This is a genomic window from Nocardioides sp. L-11A, assembly GCA_029961745.1.
GTDB lineage: Bacteria > Actinomycetota > Actinomycetes > Propionibacteriales > Nocardioidaceae > Nocardioides.
In genome coordinates this window covers 3,009,049-3,025,416 of record CP124680.1, presented here as the reverse complement: position 1 = coordinate 3,025,416, position 16,368 = coordinate 3,009,049, and the positions used below count along the sequence as shown (strand labels likewise).

At 72.3% G+C, this 16,368-nt stretch carries 18 protein-coding genes; 12 read left to right on the top strand and 6 right to left on the bottom strand.

Features of this window, described 5'->3' with window-relative positions; all coding sequences use genetic code 11:
• Positions 1 to 94 precede the first annotated feature (94 nt).
• From QJ852_14500 to QJ852_14480, 5 genes are all read left to right on the top strand, one after another.
• The gene (locus QJ852_14500; GenBank protein WGX94364.1) at positions 95 to 1,282 is read left to right on the top strand and encodes a flavin-dependent monooxygenase; all 1,188 of its coding nucleotides are present in this window, start codon (positions 95 to 97) and stop codon (positions 1,280 to 1,282) included.
• Positions 1,282 to 2,181 carry an alpha/beta fold hydrolase gene (locus tag QJ852_14495; GenBank protein WGX94363.1) on the top strand — a complete coding sequence of 300 codons (900 nt, stop codon included), beginning with the start codon at positions 1,282 to 1,284 and terminating at the stop codon, positions 2,179 to 2,181. The genes QJ852_14500 and QJ852_14495 overlap by 1 nt, the downstream gene beginning before the upstream one ends.
• On the top strand, positions 2,181 to 3,080 hold the full coding sequence (locus QJ852_14490) for a VOC family protein (protein WGX94362.1): 900 nt from the start codon (positions 2,181 to 2,183) through the stop codon (positions 3,078 to 3,080). The genes QJ852_14495 and QJ852_14490 overlap by 1 nt, the downstream gene beginning before the upstream one ends.
• 35 nt (positions 3,081 to 3,115) lie before the next feature.
• Positions 3,116 to 3,778 (top strand): flavin reductase family protein, encoded by a 663-nt coding sequence (locus QJ852_14485; GenBank protein WGX94361.1) that lies wholly within the window; start codon positions 3,116 to 3,118, stop codon positions 3,776 to 3,778.
• 66 nt (positions 3,779 to 3,844) lie between these two features.
• On the top strand, positions 3,845 to 5,191 hold the full coding sequence (locus QJ852_14480; GenBank protein ID WGX94360.1) for a hypothetical protein: 1,347 nt from the start codon (positions 3,845 to 3,847) through the stop codon (positions 5,189 to 5,191).
• 26 nt (positions 5,192 to 5,217) lie between these two features.
• On the opposite strand, the gene QJ852_14475 is transcribed toward QJ852_14480, so the two are convergent.
• From QJ852_14475 to QJ852_14465, 3 genes are read right to left on the bottom strand one after another with little or no spacing between them, the layout of a single operon-like run.
• A complete protein-coding gene (locus QJ852_14475) occupies positions 5,218 to 6,210 on the bottom strand; it encodes an acyl-CoA dehydrogenase family protein (GenBank protein ID WGX94359.1) in 993 nt (330 codons plus the stop codon).
• Positions 6,210 to 7,151: an acyl-CoA dehydrogenase family protein gene (locus QJ852_14470; protein ID WGX94358.1), complete on the bottom strand. Its 942-nt coding sequence runs from the start codon at positions 7,149 to 7,151 to the stop codon at positions 6,210 to 6,212. Before QJ852_14470 ends, QJ852_14475 begins: the two co-directional genes overlap by 1 nt.
• On the bottom strand, positions 7,148 to 8,296 hold the full coding sequence (locus QJ852_14465; protein ID WGX94357.1) for an acyl-CoA dehydrogenase family protein: 1,149 nt from the start codon (positions 8,294 to 8,296) through the stop codon (positions 7,148 to 7,150). The genes QJ852_14470 and QJ852_14465 overlap by 4 nt, the downstream gene beginning before the upstream one ends.
• 98 nt (positions 8,297 to 8,394) lie before the next feature.
• Between QJ852_14465 and QJ852_14460 the strand changes: the two genes are divergently transcribed.
• From QJ852_14460 to QJ852_14450, 3 genes are read left to right on the top strand one after another with little or no spacing between them, the layout of a single operon-like run.
• Positions 8,395 to 9,600, top strand: coding sequence for an acyl-CoA dehydrogenase family protein (locus QJ852_14460; GenBank protein WGX94356.1), 1,206 nt, complete (start codon positions 8,395 to 8,397; stop codon positions 9,598 to 9,600).
• Positions 9,597 to 10,400, top strand: coding sequence for an SDR family oxidoreductase (locus QJ852_14455; GenBank protein WGX94355.1), 804 nt, complete (start codon positions 9,597 to 9,599; stop codon positions 10,398 to 10,400). Before QJ852_14460 ends, QJ852_14455 begins: the two co-directional genes overlap by 4 nt.
• Positions 10,401 to 10,428: 28 nt before the next feature.
• Positions 10,429 to 11,592: an acetyl-CoA C-acetyltransferase gene (locus tag QJ852_14450; protein ID WGX94354.1), complete on the top strand. Its 1,164-nt coding sequence runs from the start codon at positions 10,429 to 10,431 to the stop codon at positions 11,590 to 11,592.
• 16 nt (positions 11,593 to 11,608) lie between these two features.
• Here the strand turns inward: QJ852_14450 and QJ852_14445 are convergent, their stop codons facing one another.
• Positions 11,609 to 12,265 (bottom strand): PilZ domain-containing protein, encoded by a 657-nt coding sequence (locus QJ852_14445; protein ID WGX94353.1) that lies wholly within the window; start codon positions 12,263 to 12,265, stop codon positions 11,609 to 11,611.
• A 77-nt stretch (positions 12,266 to 12,342) separates the two neighbouring features.
• Between QJ852_14445 and QJ852_14440 the strand changes: the two genes are divergently transcribed.
• Both QJ852_14440 and QJ852_14435 read left to right on the top strand, forming a co-directional pair.
• Complete coding sequence (locus QJ852_14440) at positions 12,343 to 12,726, top strand: VOC family protein (GenBank protein ID WGX94352.1); 384 nt, start codon at positions 12,343 to 12,345, stop codon at positions 12,724 to 12,726.
• A gap of 93 nt (positions 12,727 to 12,819) precedes the next feature.
• On the top strand, positions 12,820 to 14,250 hold the full coding sequence (locus QJ852_14435; protein WGX94351.1) for a hypothetical protein: 1,431 nt from the start codon (positions 12,820 to 12,822) through the stop codon (positions 14,248 to 14,250).
• 21 nt (positions 14,251 to 14,271) lie between these two features.
• Here the strand turns inward: QJ852_14435 and QJ852_14430 are convergent, their stop codons facing one another.
• The gene (locus QJ852_14430) at positions 14,272 to 14,643 is read right to left on the bottom strand and encodes a hypothetical protein (GenBank protein WGX94350.1); all 372 of its coding nucleotides are present in this window, start codon (positions 14,641 to 14,643) and stop codon (positions 14,272 to 14,274) included.
• Positions 14,644 to 14,695: 52 nt separating this feature from the next.
• Here QJ852_14430 and QJ852_14425 point away from each other — a divergent pair, with 52 nt between their 5' ends.
• Positions 14,696 to 15,682 (top strand): GNAT family N-acetyltransferase, encoded by a 987-nt coding sequence (locus QJ852_14425; GenBank protein ID WGX94349.1) that lies wholly within the window; start codon positions 14,696 to 14,698, stop codon positions 15,680 to 15,682.
• Between the two features lie 4 nt (positions 15,683 to 15,686).
• Here QJ852_14425 and QJ852_14420 read toward each other — a convergent pair whose 3' ends face one another.
• Positions 15,687 to 15,944: a hypothetical protein gene (locus QJ852_14420; protein ID WGX94348.1), complete on the bottom strand. Its 258-nt coding sequence runs from the start codon at positions 15,942 to 15,944 to the stop codon at positions 15,687 to 15,689.
• Between the two features lie 92 nt (positions 15,945 to 16,036).
• Between QJ852_14420 and QJ852_14415 the strand changes: the two genes are divergently transcribed.
• Positions 16,037 to 16,363: a hypothetical protein gene (locus QJ852_14415; GenBank protein ID WGX94347.1), complete on the top strand. Its 327-nt coding sequence runs from the start codon at positions 16,037 to 16,039 to the stop codon at positions 16,361 to 16,363.
• Positions 16,364 to 16,368: the final 5 nt, after the last annotated feature.

The window sequence follows — 16,368 nt, the reverse complement described above, 5'->3', positions numbered from 1 at the left end:
TCCTGCGCCGACGGCGCGCCCCCGGCTTGCAGCAAAAGTAGAACCTGTTCTAATCTGAGTGCTCACACACTCTGTCGCAGACACAGGAGCTCCCATGAACCAGGACTTCGCCCCCGAGGTGACCGCCGTCCTCGACGGCGTGCGTGACCTCCTCCCGACCTTCCGCGAGCGGGCGGAGGAGGGGGACCGGCTCCGGGTGATCCCGGACGCCTCGATCAAGGAGCTCGAGGAGACCGGCTTCTTCCGCCTGCTCCAGCCGAAGCGGTACGGCGGCATGGAGGCCGACCCGGTCGCCTTCTACACGGCGGTGCGCGACATCGCCTCAGCCGACGGCTCGACCGGCTGGGTGTCCAGCGTGGTCGGCGTCCACCCGTGGCAGGTGGCGCTCTTCGACGACAAGGCCCAGCAGGCCGTGTGGGGGGACGACGGGAGCGTCCGGCTCTCGTCGTCCTACGCGCCGACGGGCAAGGCGGTCGTGACCGACGGCGGCTTCACGCTCTCGGGCAAGTGGAGCTTCTCCTCAGGCTCCGACCACTGCGCCTGGGTGCTGCTCGGCGGTCTCGTGTTCAACGCCGAGGGCCAGGTCGTGGACTTCCGCACCTTCATGGTGCCGCGGGAGAAGTACCAGGTCGTCGATGTCTGGAACGTCGTCGGGCTGCGCGGCACCGGCTCCAACGATATCGTCGTCGAGGAGACCTTCATCCCCGAGGAGTTCACGCTCTCGATGGGGGAGACCGGCCAGTGCAAGGGCCCGGGCCAGGCGGTCAACACCAGCGACCTCTACAAGCTGCCGTTCCACTCGATCTTCACCTCGACCATCGCCACGCCGATCATCGGCATGGCCAAGGGCGCGTACGCCGAGCACGTCGAGATGCAGCAGAAGCGGGTCCGCGCGGCGTACCTCGGCGAGAAGGCGTCGCTCGACCCCTTCGCCGCGGTCCGGATCGCGCGCTCGTCGTCCGAGATCGACGCCGCGTGGGCGCTGGTCATGAGCAACATCCGCGAGGAGCAGGCGCACGTCGCCCGCGGCGAGCAGATCCCGCTCGAGCTGCGGCTGCGGGTGCGTCGCGACCAGGTGCTCGGCACCGCGCGGTCGATCGAGGCGATCGATGCCCTCTTCGAGGCGTCGGGAGGCCGGGCGCTCGCCGAGGGCACCTACCTCCAGCGGGCGTGGCGCGACGCCCACGCTGGCCGGGTGCACGCGGCCAACGACCCCGAGCGCGCGCTGCAGATGTACGGCGCGCAGCAGTTCGGTCACAAGGTCGACCCGGGGATGTACTGATGGGTCGCCAAGAACTGGCACGGTTCAAGGAGGCCACCCGCCGCTCGGCGCAGGTCAAGACCGAGGCGACCGGCGAGATCACGCTCAACTACTACGAGGCGGGCACCGGCGAGGGCCGGCTGCCGCTGGTGATGCTGCACGGCGGCGGGCCCGGCGCGTCGTCCTGGTCGAACTTCGGCCCGGCGCTCGAGGGCTTCGCGGCGCACTACCGCACGATCCTGGTCGACCAGCCGGGCTTCGGCGGGTCGGACAAGCCGCCGGTGGTGGGCAACTTCTACCGGTTCGCGGCCGACGCGGTCGTCGCGCTGCTCGACGAGCTCGGCATCGAGAAGGTGCACCTGCTCGGCAACAGCCTCGGGGGCGGTACGGCGATGCGGCTCGCGCTGACCTATCCCGACCGGGTGGGCCGGCTGGTGCTCATGGGTCCCGGTGGGCTCTCGCTCAACCTCTTCCACGCCGACCCGACCGAGGGCGTGCAGCGGCTGATGGACTTCGGCGCCGATCCCAGTCGTGAGTCGCTGCGCGCCTTCATCTCCAGCATGGTCGTCAACCAGGCCCTGGTCACCGACGAGCTCGTCGAGGAGCGCTTCGCCGACGCCACCGCGCCCGGCGCGCAGGACGCGATGCGCTCGATGGGCATGTCGTTCTGGAACCCGGAGACCGCCGAGGACGGCATGCTCTGGCGCGAGGCGCACCGGCTGCGCAAGCACACCCTGCTGACCTGGGGCCGCGAGGACCGGGTCAACCCGCTCGACGGCGCGTTCGCGGCGCTCAAGCTGATCCCCAAGGCCCAGCTCCACGTCTTCCCGAACTGCGGCCACTGGGCCCAGATCGAGGCCGCCGACGAGTTCCGCGAGATCACCGTCAACTTCCTCAACCGTCACAAGGAGCGCTCCTGATGTCGATCGACATCAAGTCCATGGGCTACATCCGGGTCGCGAGCACCGACCTGGACGCCTGGAAGACCTTCGCCGGGAAGGTCCTCGGCCTGGCCGAGGGGCGCGGACCGAACCCGGAGCACCAGTACTGGCGCGTCGACGAGGTCTCGGCGCGCGTGGTCGTGTTCCCCAGCGATGTCGACCAGCTCGACTGCACCGGCTGGGAGCTGGCCGACCACCAGGCCCTGCAGGCCGCCCGCGAGCACCTGCAGAAGGCCGGCGTCGAGTTCGAGGAGGGCACCCGGGAGGAGCTCGACGAGCGCAGGGTGCAGGAGCTGATCCGGTTCCGCGATCCCTGGGACAACGTCTTCGAGCTCTTCCACGGCATCACCTACGAGGCGCGGCCCGTCGTCACGCCGTACGCCGCCACGTTCGTGACCGGCGACCAGGGCATGGGCCACATCGTCGTCCCGGTGCTCGACGACGTCGAGGCGCTGCGCTTCTACACCGAGGTGCTCGGCTTCCGGCTGCGCGACTCGATGAGCATGCCGGGCGAGTTCGTCGGCAAGGAGCCGGGCAGCAAGGTCTGGCTGCGCTTCCTCGGCGTCAACCCGCGCCACCACTCGCTGGCGTTCCTGCCGATGCCCAACCCGAGCAAGTGCGTGCACGTGATGCTCGAGGTCGACGAGCTCGACCACGTCGGCCGCGCGCTGGAGCGGGTCCGCAAGCACAAGGCACCGCTGTCGGCGACCCTCGGACGGCACATGAACGACGAGATGATCTCGTTCTACGTCAAGTCGCCCGGCGGCTTCGACGTCGAGTTCGGCACCGAGGGGATGACCGTCGACGACGACCGCTGGGTCGCGCGCGAGTCCACGGCGGTGTCGTACTGGGGTCACGACTTCAGCGGCGGGCACTGAGGGACGTCACGATGGGGGTCACTACCGTGGGAGCCGTGCCGGCAGAGAACCAGGACCCGTCCGGGGACGCGATCCCCGACGGGATCAGCCCCGACGCGCGGGCGACCTGGCCGCACCCCGAGCTGATCCAGTCCTGGCTGGGTGACGCCGAGGTCGACTTCGAGCTGCGACCGGGCGAGGAGGTCGCGGTCCACGACGACCCCGAGGCCCAGGCCGCGGCGCGCCGGTTCCGCGATGTGCTCGGCTGCTTCGCCTCCGGCATCGCCGTCATCACGACGATGAGCGACGGCGAGCCGGTGGGCCTGACCTGCCAGTCCTTCTCGAGCGTCTCCCTCGACCCGCCCCTGGTGACCTTCATCCCCGCCCGCTCGTCGCGCGCGTGGCCGCTGATCCATCGTGCCGGGCGGTTCTGCGTCAATATCCTCGCGGCCGACCAGGAGCATGTCTCCGGGCAGATGGCGACCAAGGGCGCCGACAAGTTCGCCGGCATCGACTGGACACCCGCGACGGCCACCGGCTCGCCGGTCATCGCGGGGACGCTCGCGCACCTCGACTGCACGATCCATGCGGTCTACGAGGGCGGAGACCACTTCATCGTGGTCGGCAGGGTCGAGCACCTCGAGGCCCACGCCGACGACGCCGCCGTCGTCGAGCCGCTGCTCTACTTCAAGGGCCGCTACCGCACCACCGAGTCGTGACCTGCCCCACTCCGGCACGTTGAGCCCCTGATCGAGGACGACACACCGGTCGGGGGATCGATGAGGATGCGCAGGTCGCTCGGGACGGTCGCCGTCGCGGCCGCCCTGGTCGCCGGGCTGGCCACCGGCCTGCCCGCGGCGACTCCTGCGGCGGGGGCGGACTCCACGCCACCGACGCCACCGACGCCACCGGCGCCGGTGGTGCAGCCGCTCGCTCCCGGTGGGGTCCGCGCCTTCTGGACCGCGAAGCGGATGCGGGAGGCCGTGCCGCTCGACCTCGACCCGGCGGGGACACCGCTCGCGGCACCGGCGGCACCGGCGGCACCGGCGGCGGCCGGGCGGCGCGCGGCCGACCCGAGTCCACGCAGCACCGGCAAGCTCTTCTTCAGCCAGGGCGCCTCGACCTATGTCTGCTCGGCTGCTGCGATCAACACGCCGGAGCGCAATCTCGTCGTGACCGCCGGACACTGCGTGAACTCCGGCGGCGTGTCGGGCTTCCTCGGGAGCTGTCGCGCCGGCAGCTACTTCACCAACTTCCTCTTCGTCCCCGGCTACGACCACCGCGCGGCGCCCTACGGCTCCTGGGTCGGCACCCACGCGGTGACGCACAGCGAGTGGATCCAGCAGTGCGACGCGTTCGCCCGCGACCAGGCGATGATCGCGGTCGCACCCCTGAACGGGCGCAATCTCGTCGACGTGGTCGGCGGCAACGGGCTGGCGTGGAACTACCCCGCCCGGGAGGACGGGGTGCGGATCGTGGGCTGGCCCGCCGAGGCGCCGTACGACGGGCAGTCCCGGCACGAGTGCACCGGGCCGTCGACCCCACTGCCGCAGAGCAGCGACGCACAGCTGTCCTGCCCGATGAACCAGGGGTCCAGCGGCGGGCCGTGGTTCCTGCGGATGGCGAGCGCCGACACCGGCTTCATCTGGGCGGTCACCTCGCGGCTCATCGAGGGACGCTCGGTGCTGCTGGCGACCCCCTTCGACGCGTCCATCGAGGCTCTGCTCGCGGCGGCGCGCACCGCCGGCGGGCCGGTGGCGGCACGCCTCCTGGACGGCCGCCCGAAGAAGGGGCGCAAGCAGCGTGTCCGGCTGGCCGCGACGGCGAGCACGGTGGGCTTCGGCGAGAGCTACCAGCTGGTGGCCAGCACCCGGCGGGTGCGCAAGGTCGTGCTCCAGGTCCGGACGGCTCCGGCCGGGCCCTGGCAGCGGATCGCGACACTGCGCACGCGCGGTGGGGGCGCGGTCGTCACCGAGGCGGGCCCGCCGGGGACCCGGTGGTACCGCGTGAAGGTGAAGAAGCGCAGGAAGCACAGCAAGCCGGTCGCGGTGACGGTGCTGCCGTGCCCGCTGCCGCTGGACCGGGCGCCGGCGGTGGTCGCCGGCACGCGCTGCACCAGCCCGGTGGGCTGAGCCGGCGATCGGTCCCTCATCCAGGCTCAGAGCCCGATGGCCGCCCGGTGCCGGTGCGGCGCGCCGTACAGCTGCCCGAGTGCGTGCGCCCGCTTGAACACCAGATGGGCGTCGTGCTCCCAGGTGATCGCGATGCCGCCGTGCAGCTGGATGCACTCGCTCGCCGCGAGTGTCGCCGTCTCGAGCGCGTACGACGCCGCGGCGTGGGTCAGGAACGCGGCCTCCTCGACGTCCGAGGCCGGGTCGGCCAGGGCGTAGGCGGCGGCCCACCCGGCGGAGCGGGACATCTCGACCCGTGCCAGCAGGTCGGCCAGGCGGTGTTTGAGCGCCTGGAAGGAGCCGATCGGACGCCCGAACTGCACCCGCTCCTTGCTGTAGTCGACGGTCATCCGCAGGGCGCGGTCGGCGAGGCCCACCGCGAGCGCGGTCGCGGCGGCGCTGCCGACCAGCTCCGCCCGGGCCCGGGCGGCGGCGCCGTCGCCGACCGCGGTGAGCTGAGCGCCGGCCAGGTCCAGCCGGGCCAGCCGGATGCTCTGGTCCATCGACTCGACCCAGGTGGCACGCGCGCCGCTCACCTCGACCAGGTCGTCGCCGCGGACCGCGAGGACCACCGCGGCCCGGTCGCCGTCGAGGAGCGGACCCTCGTCGAGGGCCACGGTGCCGATCTCCCCGGCCGCGAGCCGGGGGAGCAGTCGTCCCTTCGCCTCCTCGGTGCCGCCGGCGAGCAGCGCCTCGGTGGCGACGGCGGTCGCCAGGAGCGGACTCGGGGCGAGCGTGCGACCGAGCTCCTCGAGCACCACGGCGGTCTCGAAGAAGCTCGCTCCGACGCCGTCGTACTCCTCCGGCACGGCGAGCGCCGCGACCCCGATCTGGTCGCACAGCATCGCCCACAGGGCCTCGTCGTGGCCGGTCTCCGAGACCGACGCCGCACGCACCGCGGCCGAGTCGGCCCGCTTGTCGAGCAGGCCGCGCACGGTCGCCGCCAGCTCGGCCTGCTCCTCGCTCAGCTCGAAGTGCATCAGGCGCTCCGCAGCGTCTCGAGGATCCGGGCCCGGTGGAAGGCGGGCGTGCCCCAGGCGGTGACGAGCGCCCGGATCCGGGTGATCCAGATGCTCAGGTCGAACTCCTCGGTGTAGCCGATCGCGCCGTGCACCTGCAGCCCGGTGCGCGAGGCGAGATAGGCGGCGTCGGAGCAGGCGACCTTCGCCGCGGACACCGCGCGAGGGGTCGGGTCGAGTGCCGCTCCGGACACCAGCGGCCGGGCGAAGTCGAGGGCGATCCGCACGTCGGCGAGCTTGTGCTTGATCGCCTGGTAGGAGCCGATCTCGCGGCCGAACTGCTTGCGCTGCTTGACATAGGTCACCGCGTCGGCCAGCACCCGCTCCCCGGCGCCGAGCAGCTGGGCGGAGGTCGCGAGCACGGCGAGGTCGAAGGCCTCCTGGGCGCGGTCGGCCGTGTCGTGCACCGGTCCGGGGGTGACCGGGAACAGCCGCCGGGTCCGGTCCACCGACGTCCGGGGCTCGCCCGCGCTCGCCGTACGCACGCCGTCGCTGCCGGCGAGATAGACGATCTCCGCGGCGTCGGCGTCGAGGGCGTAGGGCGTGTGGGGCGGGACGGCGACGGTCACGACGCGGCCCGCGGCGACGGCGGCCCGGGCCTCGCCGGACAGCTCGGTGGCGAGATAGGCCGCGGCCTCGACCCAGGGGCCGGGGACGGCGTGGCGGCCGAGTGCCTCGAAGGCGACCGCCAGCTCGACCGGCGTCGCGCCCATGCCGTCGGCGTCCTCGGGGACGAGCAGGGCCGTCACGCCCTGGTCGGCGAGACGCTGCCACAGCCGCAGGCCGGGCGCATGGTCGCCCGCGGCCCAGGCCCGGGCGACGGCGACGGTGTCGGCGGCGGCGAGAAGCGCCTCCAGCGACCCGGCGAAGTCCTGCTGGTCGGTGGTGAGCTCGAACCTCATCGCTGGGCTCCCTTCGGCTCGCGCGGGAGTCCGAGGATCCGCTCCGCGATGATGTTGCGCTGGATCTCGTTGGTGCCGGCGTAGATCGGCCCGGACAACGAGAAGGTGTAGCCGTCGAGCCAGGCCGACGCGAGCTCGGCGTCGGCACCGAGCAGATCGAGGGCGGTCTCGTGGAGAGCCACGTCGAGCTCGCTCCACCAGACCTTGTTGACCGAGCCGGCCGCGCCGATGTCGCCGCCTTCGCGCAGCCTCGTCACCGTGCCCCACGTGTACAGGCGGTAGGCCTCGGCCTTGAGCCAGGCGTCGACCACGCGGTCGGCGACGCGAGGATCGGGCCGCTCGTCGTACAGCGCCAGCAGGCGGTCGGCCGCGGCGGTGAAGCGGCCGGGGGAGCGCAGCGAGAGGCCGCGCTCGTTGCCCGCGGTGCTCATCGCGACCCGCCAGCCGTCGCCGGGCGCGCCGAGCACGTCGGCGTCGGGGACGAAGACGTCGTCGAAGAAGACCTCGGCGAAGCCGGCCTCGCCGTCGAGCTGCGCGATCGGGCGGACCGTGACTCCGTCGGCGTCGAGCGGGAACAGGAAGTAGGTGAGCCCGGCATGCTTCTGGGCCTCCGGGTCGCTGCGGAACAGGCCGAACCCCCAGTGGGCGAGGGCCGCGCGCGAGCACCAGATCTTCTGGCCGTTGAGGACCCAGCCGCCGCGCGCGTCGTCGCGGCGCGCTGTGGACCGCAGCGAGGCGAGGTCGGAGCCGGCCTCGGGCTCGCTCCAGCACTGCGCCCAGATCCGCTCACCGGTCGCCATCGTGGGCAGGAACCGGTCCTGCTGCTCGGGGGTGCCGTGCTCGAAGATGATCGGCGCGAGTAGGAAGATCCCGTTCTGCGAGACGCGCAGCGGAGCGCCGGCCCGGTAGTACTCCTCCTCGAAGACCACCCACTCGACCAGTGACGCGTCGCGACCGTGGTACGCCGCGGGCCAGGACACGACCGACCAGCGGGCGGCGGCGAGCCTGGCCTCCCACTCCTGGTGGAGCCGGAAGCCGTCCGGGGTGTCGAGGGACGGCAGCGGCTCGGCGGGCACGTTGGCGGCCAGCCAGGCCCAGGCCTCGGCCTGGAAGGCCGACTCGGACTCGCTCAGGTGGAGATCCATGTCAGTTCGTGTTTCCTCATCGGCGTGACGGTCGGCGTAGGAGAAATGTAGGCGGGGGCCGTGCCCTAACCAAGCATTTGCTTGGTAGGGTACCAGCCATGAACCTGACCGAGGGCCCGGAGGACCGTGCGTTCCGCGCCGAGATCCGGGAGTGGCTGGGTGACCACCTCGCCGGCGAGTGGGCCCCGCTGCGCGGTCTGGGCGGCCCGGGCCGCGAGCACGAGGCCCACGACGAGCGGCTGGCCTGGAACCGGCACCTCGCCGAGCACGGCTGGACCGCGGTCGGCTGGCCGGTCGAGCACGGCGGCCGCGGGCTCTCCCTGTGGCAGCAGGTGATCTTCCACGAGGAGTACGCCCGGGCGAACGCGCCCGCCGGCGTCAACCATCTCGGCGAGCAGCTGCTCGGTCCGACCCTCATCGCTTTCGGCACGCCCGAGCAGCAGCAGCGGTTCCTGCCGGAGATCGTCGCGGTCCGCGAGCTGTGGGCGCAGGGCTACTCCGAGCCGGGTGCCGGCTCCGACCTCGCCAACGTCCAGACCCGGGCTCGCCTCGACGACGCCACCGGGGCGTGGGTGATCGACGGGCAGAAGGTGTGGACCTCGCTGGCGCACCTGTCCGACTGGTGCTTCGTGGTCGCCCGCACCGAGGCGGGCTCGCAGCGCCATCAGGGCCTGTCCTTCCTGCTCGTGCCGCTGCGCCAGGACGGCGTCGAGGTGCGCCCGATCGAGCAGCTGACCGGCGGCTCGGAGTTCAACGAGGTGTTCTTCACCGGCGCCCGGACGGCGGGCGACCTCGTCGTGGGCGAGCCCGGCCGCGGCTGGGGCGTGGCGATGGGTCTCCTCGGCTTCGAGCGCGGCGTCTCCACGCTCGGCCAGACCGTGGGCTTCGCCCGTGAGCTCGACAGCGTCGTGGCCCGGGCCAAGGAGAACGGCGCCATCGACGACCCGGTCGTGCGCGACCGGCTCGCCGCCCTCAAGGCCGAGCTCGCCGTGATCCGCAGCTACGCCCTGCGGGCGCTGGCGCTGGTCGACGGTGGCCAGGACTCCGCCGCCGGCGGGGGCGCGGGCTCGATCTTCAAGCTCGCCTGGGCCCGCTGGCACCGGACGCTGGGTGAGGTGGCGATGGACGTCGCCGGGTGCGAGGGCATGCTCGCGCGCGAGTCCGCGACGCCGTACGACCTCGACGACCACCAGCGACTTTTCCTCTTCTCCCGCGCCGACACGATCTACGGCGGCAGCGACGAGATCCAGCGCAACATCCTCGCCGAGCGGGTGCTCGGCCTACCGAAGGAGCCTCGCGGATGACCGCCATGCGACCCGAGCAGCCCACGCCCGACTACGTCCCGGGCCACGACCTGCTCGGCGGCAAGGTGGTCGTCGTGACCGCGGCCGCCGGTGCGGGCATCGGTGCCGCGGTCGTGCGACGGGCCCTGGAGGAGGGTGCGAAGGCGGTCGTGTTCAGCGACACCCACGCCCGCCGCCTGCAGGAGGCCGAGGAGGCGTTGGCTGCCGAGTTCGGCGCCGAGCGGGTCCGCCAGCTGGTCTGCGACGTGACCAAGGAGGAGGACGTCCAGGCGCTCCTCGACGCGGCCGACGAGCTCGGCGGGGTCGACGTGATGATCAACAACGCCGGCCTCGGCGGCACCGACTCGATCCTCGAGGTCACCGACGAGACCTGGAACCGGGTCATCGACATCACCCTGACCGGCACGATGCGGGTCACCCGCGCCGTCGGTCAGCGGTTCGCGGCGTCCGGGCGGAAGGGGGTCATCGTCAACAACGCCTCCGTGATCGGCTGGCGCGCCCAGGAGGGCCAGGCCCACTACGCCGCGGCGAAGGCCGGTGTCATGGCGCTCACCCGCTGCTCCGCCCTCGACCTCGCGCCGCACGGCATCCGGGTCAACGCCGTCTCACCCAGCCTCGCCATGCATCCGTTCCTGGAGAAGGTCACCTCGCCGGAGCTGCTCGCCGAGCTCAAGCAGCGCGAGGCGTTCGGCCGCGCGGCCGCGCCCTGGGAGGTCGCGAACGTGATGGTCTTCCTCGCCAGCGACTACTCGTCGTACCTCACCGGCGAGGTCATCTCCGTCAGCAGCCAGCACGCCTGAGCCCCCTACCAGCACAAGGAGACCTGTCATGGCCGAGGCCTTCATCATCGACGCGGTCCGCACCGCCGTGGGCAAGCGCGGCGGCGCGCTGGCCGGCGTCCACTCCGCCGACCTGGCCGCCCACTCCCTCGGTGCGCTCGTCGAGCGCACCGGGATCGACGCCGGCGCCGTGGACGACGTGATCCTCGGCTGCTGCGACACCATCGGCTCGCAGGCCGGCGACATCGCCCGGACGGCGTGGCTGGTCGCGGGCCTGCCCGACCACGTCCCCGGCGTCACGATCGACCGCCAGTGCGGCTCCTCGCAGCAGGCCGTGCACTTCGCCGCGCAGGGCGTCATGTCCGGCACCCAGGACCTGGTGGTCGCGGGCGGCGTGCAGAACATGAGCGCGATCCCGATCTCCGCGGCGATGCTGGTGGGCCAGCAGTACGGCTTCTCCACGCCGTTCGCCGAGTCGCCGGGCTGGCTGAAGAGGTACGGCGACCAGGAGGTCAGCCAGTTCCGCTCCGCCGAGATGATCGCGGAGAAGTGGGACATCTCGCGCGAGGACATGGAGCGCTTCGCCCTGGCGTCGCACGAGCGCGCCCGGGCCGCTATCGACGCCGGGAGGTTCCGAGCCGAGATCGCGCCGTACGTCCTCGAGGACGGCACCGTCGTCGACACCGACCAGTGCCCGCGCGACACCTCGCTCGAGAAGATGGCCGGCCTCGAGCCGCTCGCCCCGGGCGGGCGGATCACCGCCGGCGTCGCCTCGCAGATCTGCGACGGCTCGGCCGCGATCCTGGTCGCCTCCGAGCAGGCGGTGCGCGAGCACGGGCTCACGCCGCGGGCCCGGATCGTGCACCTCTCGGTCCGCGGCGACGACCCGGTGTGGATGCTGACCGGCCCGATCCCCGCGACGAAGCACGCGCTGGCGAAGGCCGGCATGACCATCGACGACATCGACGTCTTCGAGTGCAACGAGGCGTTCGCCTCCGTCGCGCTCGCGTGGATGAAGGAGATCGGCGCGCCGCACGAGAAGGTCAACGTCAACGGCGGCGGCATCGCGCTGGGTCATCCGATCGGCGCGACCGGCGCCCGGCTGATGACCACCCTGCTCAGCGAGCTGGAGCGCACGGGCGGGCGCTACGGGCTGCAGACCATGTGCGAGGGCGGTGGGCAGGCGAACGTGACGATCATCGAGCGGCTCTGACCTGAGTTAGCTGTACCTAGCCGCGGTGACGTCGGCGCCGCTCGGTCTCGAACGCCAGCCGCCGGATCCGGTCGCCGTGCACGGTCGGGTCCGCGAACGCGACGGCGACGCCGAGCCCGCCGCTCGCGAAGCGGACGTGCCGCACGACGGCGGCCGGCTGGACGAGGTCGTCGCCGTCGATGCGGACCGTCGCCTCGACCGGGCTGCCGACCGGCGGCGGCGGGGTGCGGACGGTGGCCAGCAGGCCACCCTCGCTGAGGTCGAGGACGACGCCGGGCAGCTCGGTCGGCTCCTCGGCCTCCTGCCTCTCCCAGCGGAGGAGCACCGGGACGGCCACGCGTGCGCGGAAGTACGCCCGCTGCTGGAGCCGGGTCGCCGGAGCGCTGGGGCACAACAACCAGACGTCGCCGTACGCACGGCGCGCCGGGCGCGTGGTCACCGGGCACTCCATCCGCCCGAGCGGGTACGTCCAGGCCACCGTGCCGTCGAGGTGGTGCTCGCGTGGGTCCAGGCCGGCCGGCGGCGCGACGACGAGCCGGGTCGAGCCGTCGGGCTGGGGTTCCAGATCGAGCACCTTGGTCGACACGGCCGTCGGGCCGCCGGTGGTGGGCCGCAGGGTGAGGGCGACGGGCTGCAGCACGCCGGGATGCACCTCACGTGCCGTCTGCCGCATGGTCTCCCCATCGGCCGGGAGGGGTCCGTCCTGAGTGGCACGCGAGCGCTGTCGGAGGCCGGTGCTTCGATGTGTCCATGATCGATCACCTCGGCATCAACTGCGCCGACCTCGAAGCGTCCAAGTCCTTCTACGACTCCGTCCTCGCCCCGCTCGGCTATGCGCGGGTCATGGATTTCGGTGTGGCCTGCGGCTACGGCGTCGAGGGCGACCCCGCGTTCTGGCTGAGCACCTACGACGACATGCCGGAGGCCCAGCGCGAGGTCCACGTCGCGTTCAAGGCCGCCGACGTCGCCGCCATTCACGCCTTCCACGACGCCGCGGTCGCCGCCGGCGCCGAGGTGCTGCACGCGCCGCGTCCGTTCCCGGAGTACCACCCCGGGTACTACGGCGTCTTCGTCCGCGATCTCGACGGCAACAACGTCGAGGCGGTCACCCACGGCTACGTCGCCGAGGGCTGACGGCAGGTCCCGCGCGCGGCCGTTCGAGCAGCCCTCAGATCAGCACTGTGGAGAACCGGGGTGTTCGAACGGGTGTTCGGGTAGAATCGGGGCATGATCTCGGACCTCGCGGACGCCACGGCGGAGCAGTTGCTCCATGCGGCGCAGGTCGGGGTCCGGGATGGTCGGCTCCTTGAGGTCCGCAAGCTGGAGCTGGTGTTGGCCTGGGCCGACCTGCATGCCGGGGATCCCCAGGCCGAGCCAGGTGCGGTCCCGGTCCGGTGCGGCGGCCCCCGTCTGGTCACCCTCGGCGGTGAGGGGACTCCGCAGGTCGCGGACCTCGCATTGGTCGAGATGGCGATCGCGCGCCACGAGGGCGTGCTGGCCACCCGCAACGCGCTGGCCGACGCCCTCGATCTGCGTCACCGCCTCCCGGCGGTGTGGGCCGGAGTCCGGGCCGGTCGCTGTGAGGTGTGGGTGGTGCGCCGGGTCGCCCGGATGTCGCGCAGGCTCGACCGCGACCGGGCCTCGGTCGTCGACACGGCGGTCGCGGCCACGTTGGACGAAGCACCCGCACGGATCGTCGCGGTCGCCGAGGCCAAGGTCATCGAAGCCGACCCCGCCGCCCATGCCGCACGGGTCAAGACCAACCGGGACACTAAGGGCGTCTGGTACCCCCAGCCCCGCCCGGGCTCGCAGGTCGACGAGGACGACAACACCGGCAACGACACCGCAGGTGTCGCCGCGGTGTTCGCTCGTATCGACGAGGCCGATGCTCTCGCTCATGCCCGGATGGTCGAGGACCTCGCGGTCGCGCTGGCCGCGCACGCTCCCGACGTACCCGAAGGCGACGAGTCGCCCGGCATGGATCACTGGCGGGCCGAGGCGTTCGCGATGCTCGCCGACCCCGCCGCGGTCCTGGCGTTCCTCCGCGCCGTCGAGGACGCATCGACCGAGGAGGGCGAGCGGCCCGACGCCTCGGCGCAGCATGCGGCGGCCGCGGAGATCGTCATCCATCTCGGCCACGACAGTGAGGGCGACCTCGGTCCGGTGGCCCGAGTCGAGCGGCTCGGTCCGCGACTGCTCGACCAGGTCCGCGACCTGCTCGCCCGCCACGCGACGGTGACGATCACCCCGGTCGTCGACCTCCATGCGGGTCGCTCGGTCAACGGCTACGAGCACCCCACCGACGTCAGACGGCGCACCGAGCTGCGTGCCCTGGGCGACAGGTTCCCCCACGCCACCGGACTCTTCACCCGACACGGTCGCCCACCCGACCACGACCACACCGTGCCCTACGACAGCCATGGTCCGCCCGGCCAGACCGGCGACCACAACGACACCCCGCTGGCACGCCATCACCATCGGGCCAAGACCCACCTCGGCTACTCGGTGTTCCAGCTCGGGCCGGACCGGTGGGTCTGGGGCACGCCCCACGGCCTGTACCGGCTCGTCACCGGCACCGGCACGACCGCTCTCACTCAGACCGAATACCACCTGCTCGCCGAGCAGGCGGTCGTGCTCGGAGCGGCCTACGCCGCCTGACGGCCGCGGGACGACTGCGCCTCAGAGCACGGTCCACCAGATCCCGACGATGCCCGGCACCAATCCGAGCAGCAGCCAGGGAGACTTCCAGGAGCGGCCGTTGATCGCCAGTGTCGCCGCGATGCCGCCGACCATGAACGCGGCGGCGATCAGGTTGAGCCCGACCCGGGCGTCGGTCCGGTCGTCGGCCACGTGGTCGGCCGCGATGACGAAGCCGACCGACAGGTGCAGGATCGTGGTGATGACCAGCACCGAGATGACTCGGCGTTGCACCCGCTGGAGCCGCTCGATGTCCTTCGGGTCCGGTGCCTTGCGGGGAGCGTTCGGATCCATCAGGTGACGCCGCCGCGAGGTCCCTGCGTTGCCGGGGCCGGCGGGCGAGGTCTCGTTCACGCAGCCAGGATATCCAGTGGAACCGTCGCCTCCCGCACCGCATGCTGCTCCTATGGAGATCCATCCGTTCGGCCCTGACGACACTGCGGCCCTCGCCGCCTGGACCGACCTGGTCAACGCGATCGGCGCGTTCGACGCCCCCTGGGAGCGGCCGATGACCACCGCGATCGCCGAGGCCCGGTGGCGCCACGGCTGGGACGGTGAGCCCGGCACGCCGTTCCTCGCCCGTGTGGGGGAGGAGGTCGTCGGCTGGGCCGCGATCTCGACCAGCGAGTACGACAATCTGCACCTGGCCTGGCTCGAGCTGGGTGTCCACCCCGACCACCGGCGCCAGGGCCACGGTTCCGTCCTGCTCGCCCGGCTCGAGGCCGAGGCCCGGAGCGCGGGCCGGACCAGCATCGCGGTCGACGCGTGGGAGTCCGAGGCCGCCGACGGCTTCGCCAAGGCGCACGGCCTGGACCGCAAGTCCGCCGAGATCAACCGCCGCCAGGTCGTCGCCGAGATCGACTGGCCGGCCCTGGACGGTCGCTACGACGAGGCGCTGCCCCATGCGGCCGGGTACGTCCTGGAGCGCCTCCTCGGCCCGACGCCCGATGACGGCCTCGAGGCGCTCGCCGAGATGGCGTCCGCCATCAACGACGCACCGACCGATGACCTCGACTACGAGGACGAGGTGTTCAGTGGTGAGCGGATGCGGGCCTACGAGACCGCGGTCGAGGCGCACGGCGACCGGCTCTACCGGGTCGTCGCCCGCCATGTCGCGACCGGGGAGCTCGCTGCCCAGACCGTCGTCGCCGTCTCCCGGGCCGAGCCGACGTGGGGTGACCAGCACGACACGTCCGTCACGCGCGCGCACCGCGGCCACCGCCTCGGTCTGCTGCTCAAGACCGACATGCTGCGCTGGCTGCGCGACGCCGAGCCGGCGCTGGCGACCATCGACACCTGGAACGCCGAGTCCAACGACAGGATGATCGAGGTGAACGAGGTGCTCGCCTACCGGGTCATGGGCCGGGCGTGGGCCTACCAGCGGTCCCTGTGAGTCGTCAGGAGTAGCGGTGGCTCTTGGCGGCGTGTCCCCGCTCGCGGGTGCAGGTGCGGCCGCTCATGTTGCGGTGGCCGCACAGGCCGTCGTCGGCGCTGTCGGCGTCGTCAGGCTGCGCCGCGGCGGGCGTGGGCGCGGCGGGCGCCGCCTTGGCCGCCTTCTTCGCCCGCTTCGGGGGCGCCGCGCTGCCGCCGGCCCGCTTCTGGGCCTCGGCGTACCGGGCTTCGCGCATCGCGCGGACTGCGTCCATCTTGCTCATCGGCGGCTCACCTGACCGACCCTAGGGGAGTGGTCCGACAGTTCCTGCAGGTGGGGCTAGGCTCGGCGCTTCCGACGACCTCAGGGGTGCACATGGTGGCGAGCCGATCCGCTCGCGAGCGCAAGGCGGCCGCACAGGCCGGCCCGCTGGCCCGGGTCCGGATCGAGGTCGGAGCGCAGGAGCAGTTCGTCTACAAGATCAACTGCACCGAGTGCATCGCGAAGGGTCACCGACCCTGGTCGGCCTACCGCCCGGGCGCCGACAACGGGTTCATGGCCGCGATGGACCGTTGGGTCTTCCATCTCAGGGAGAAGCACCCGTCGAGCGACGCGCCCTGTCTGGAGTTCCTGGCGGCCGCCGAGCAGCGGCTGCACGAGCGGCGCACCCAGCAGGACACGGCGAGGACGCGACCGGACTGACCGGC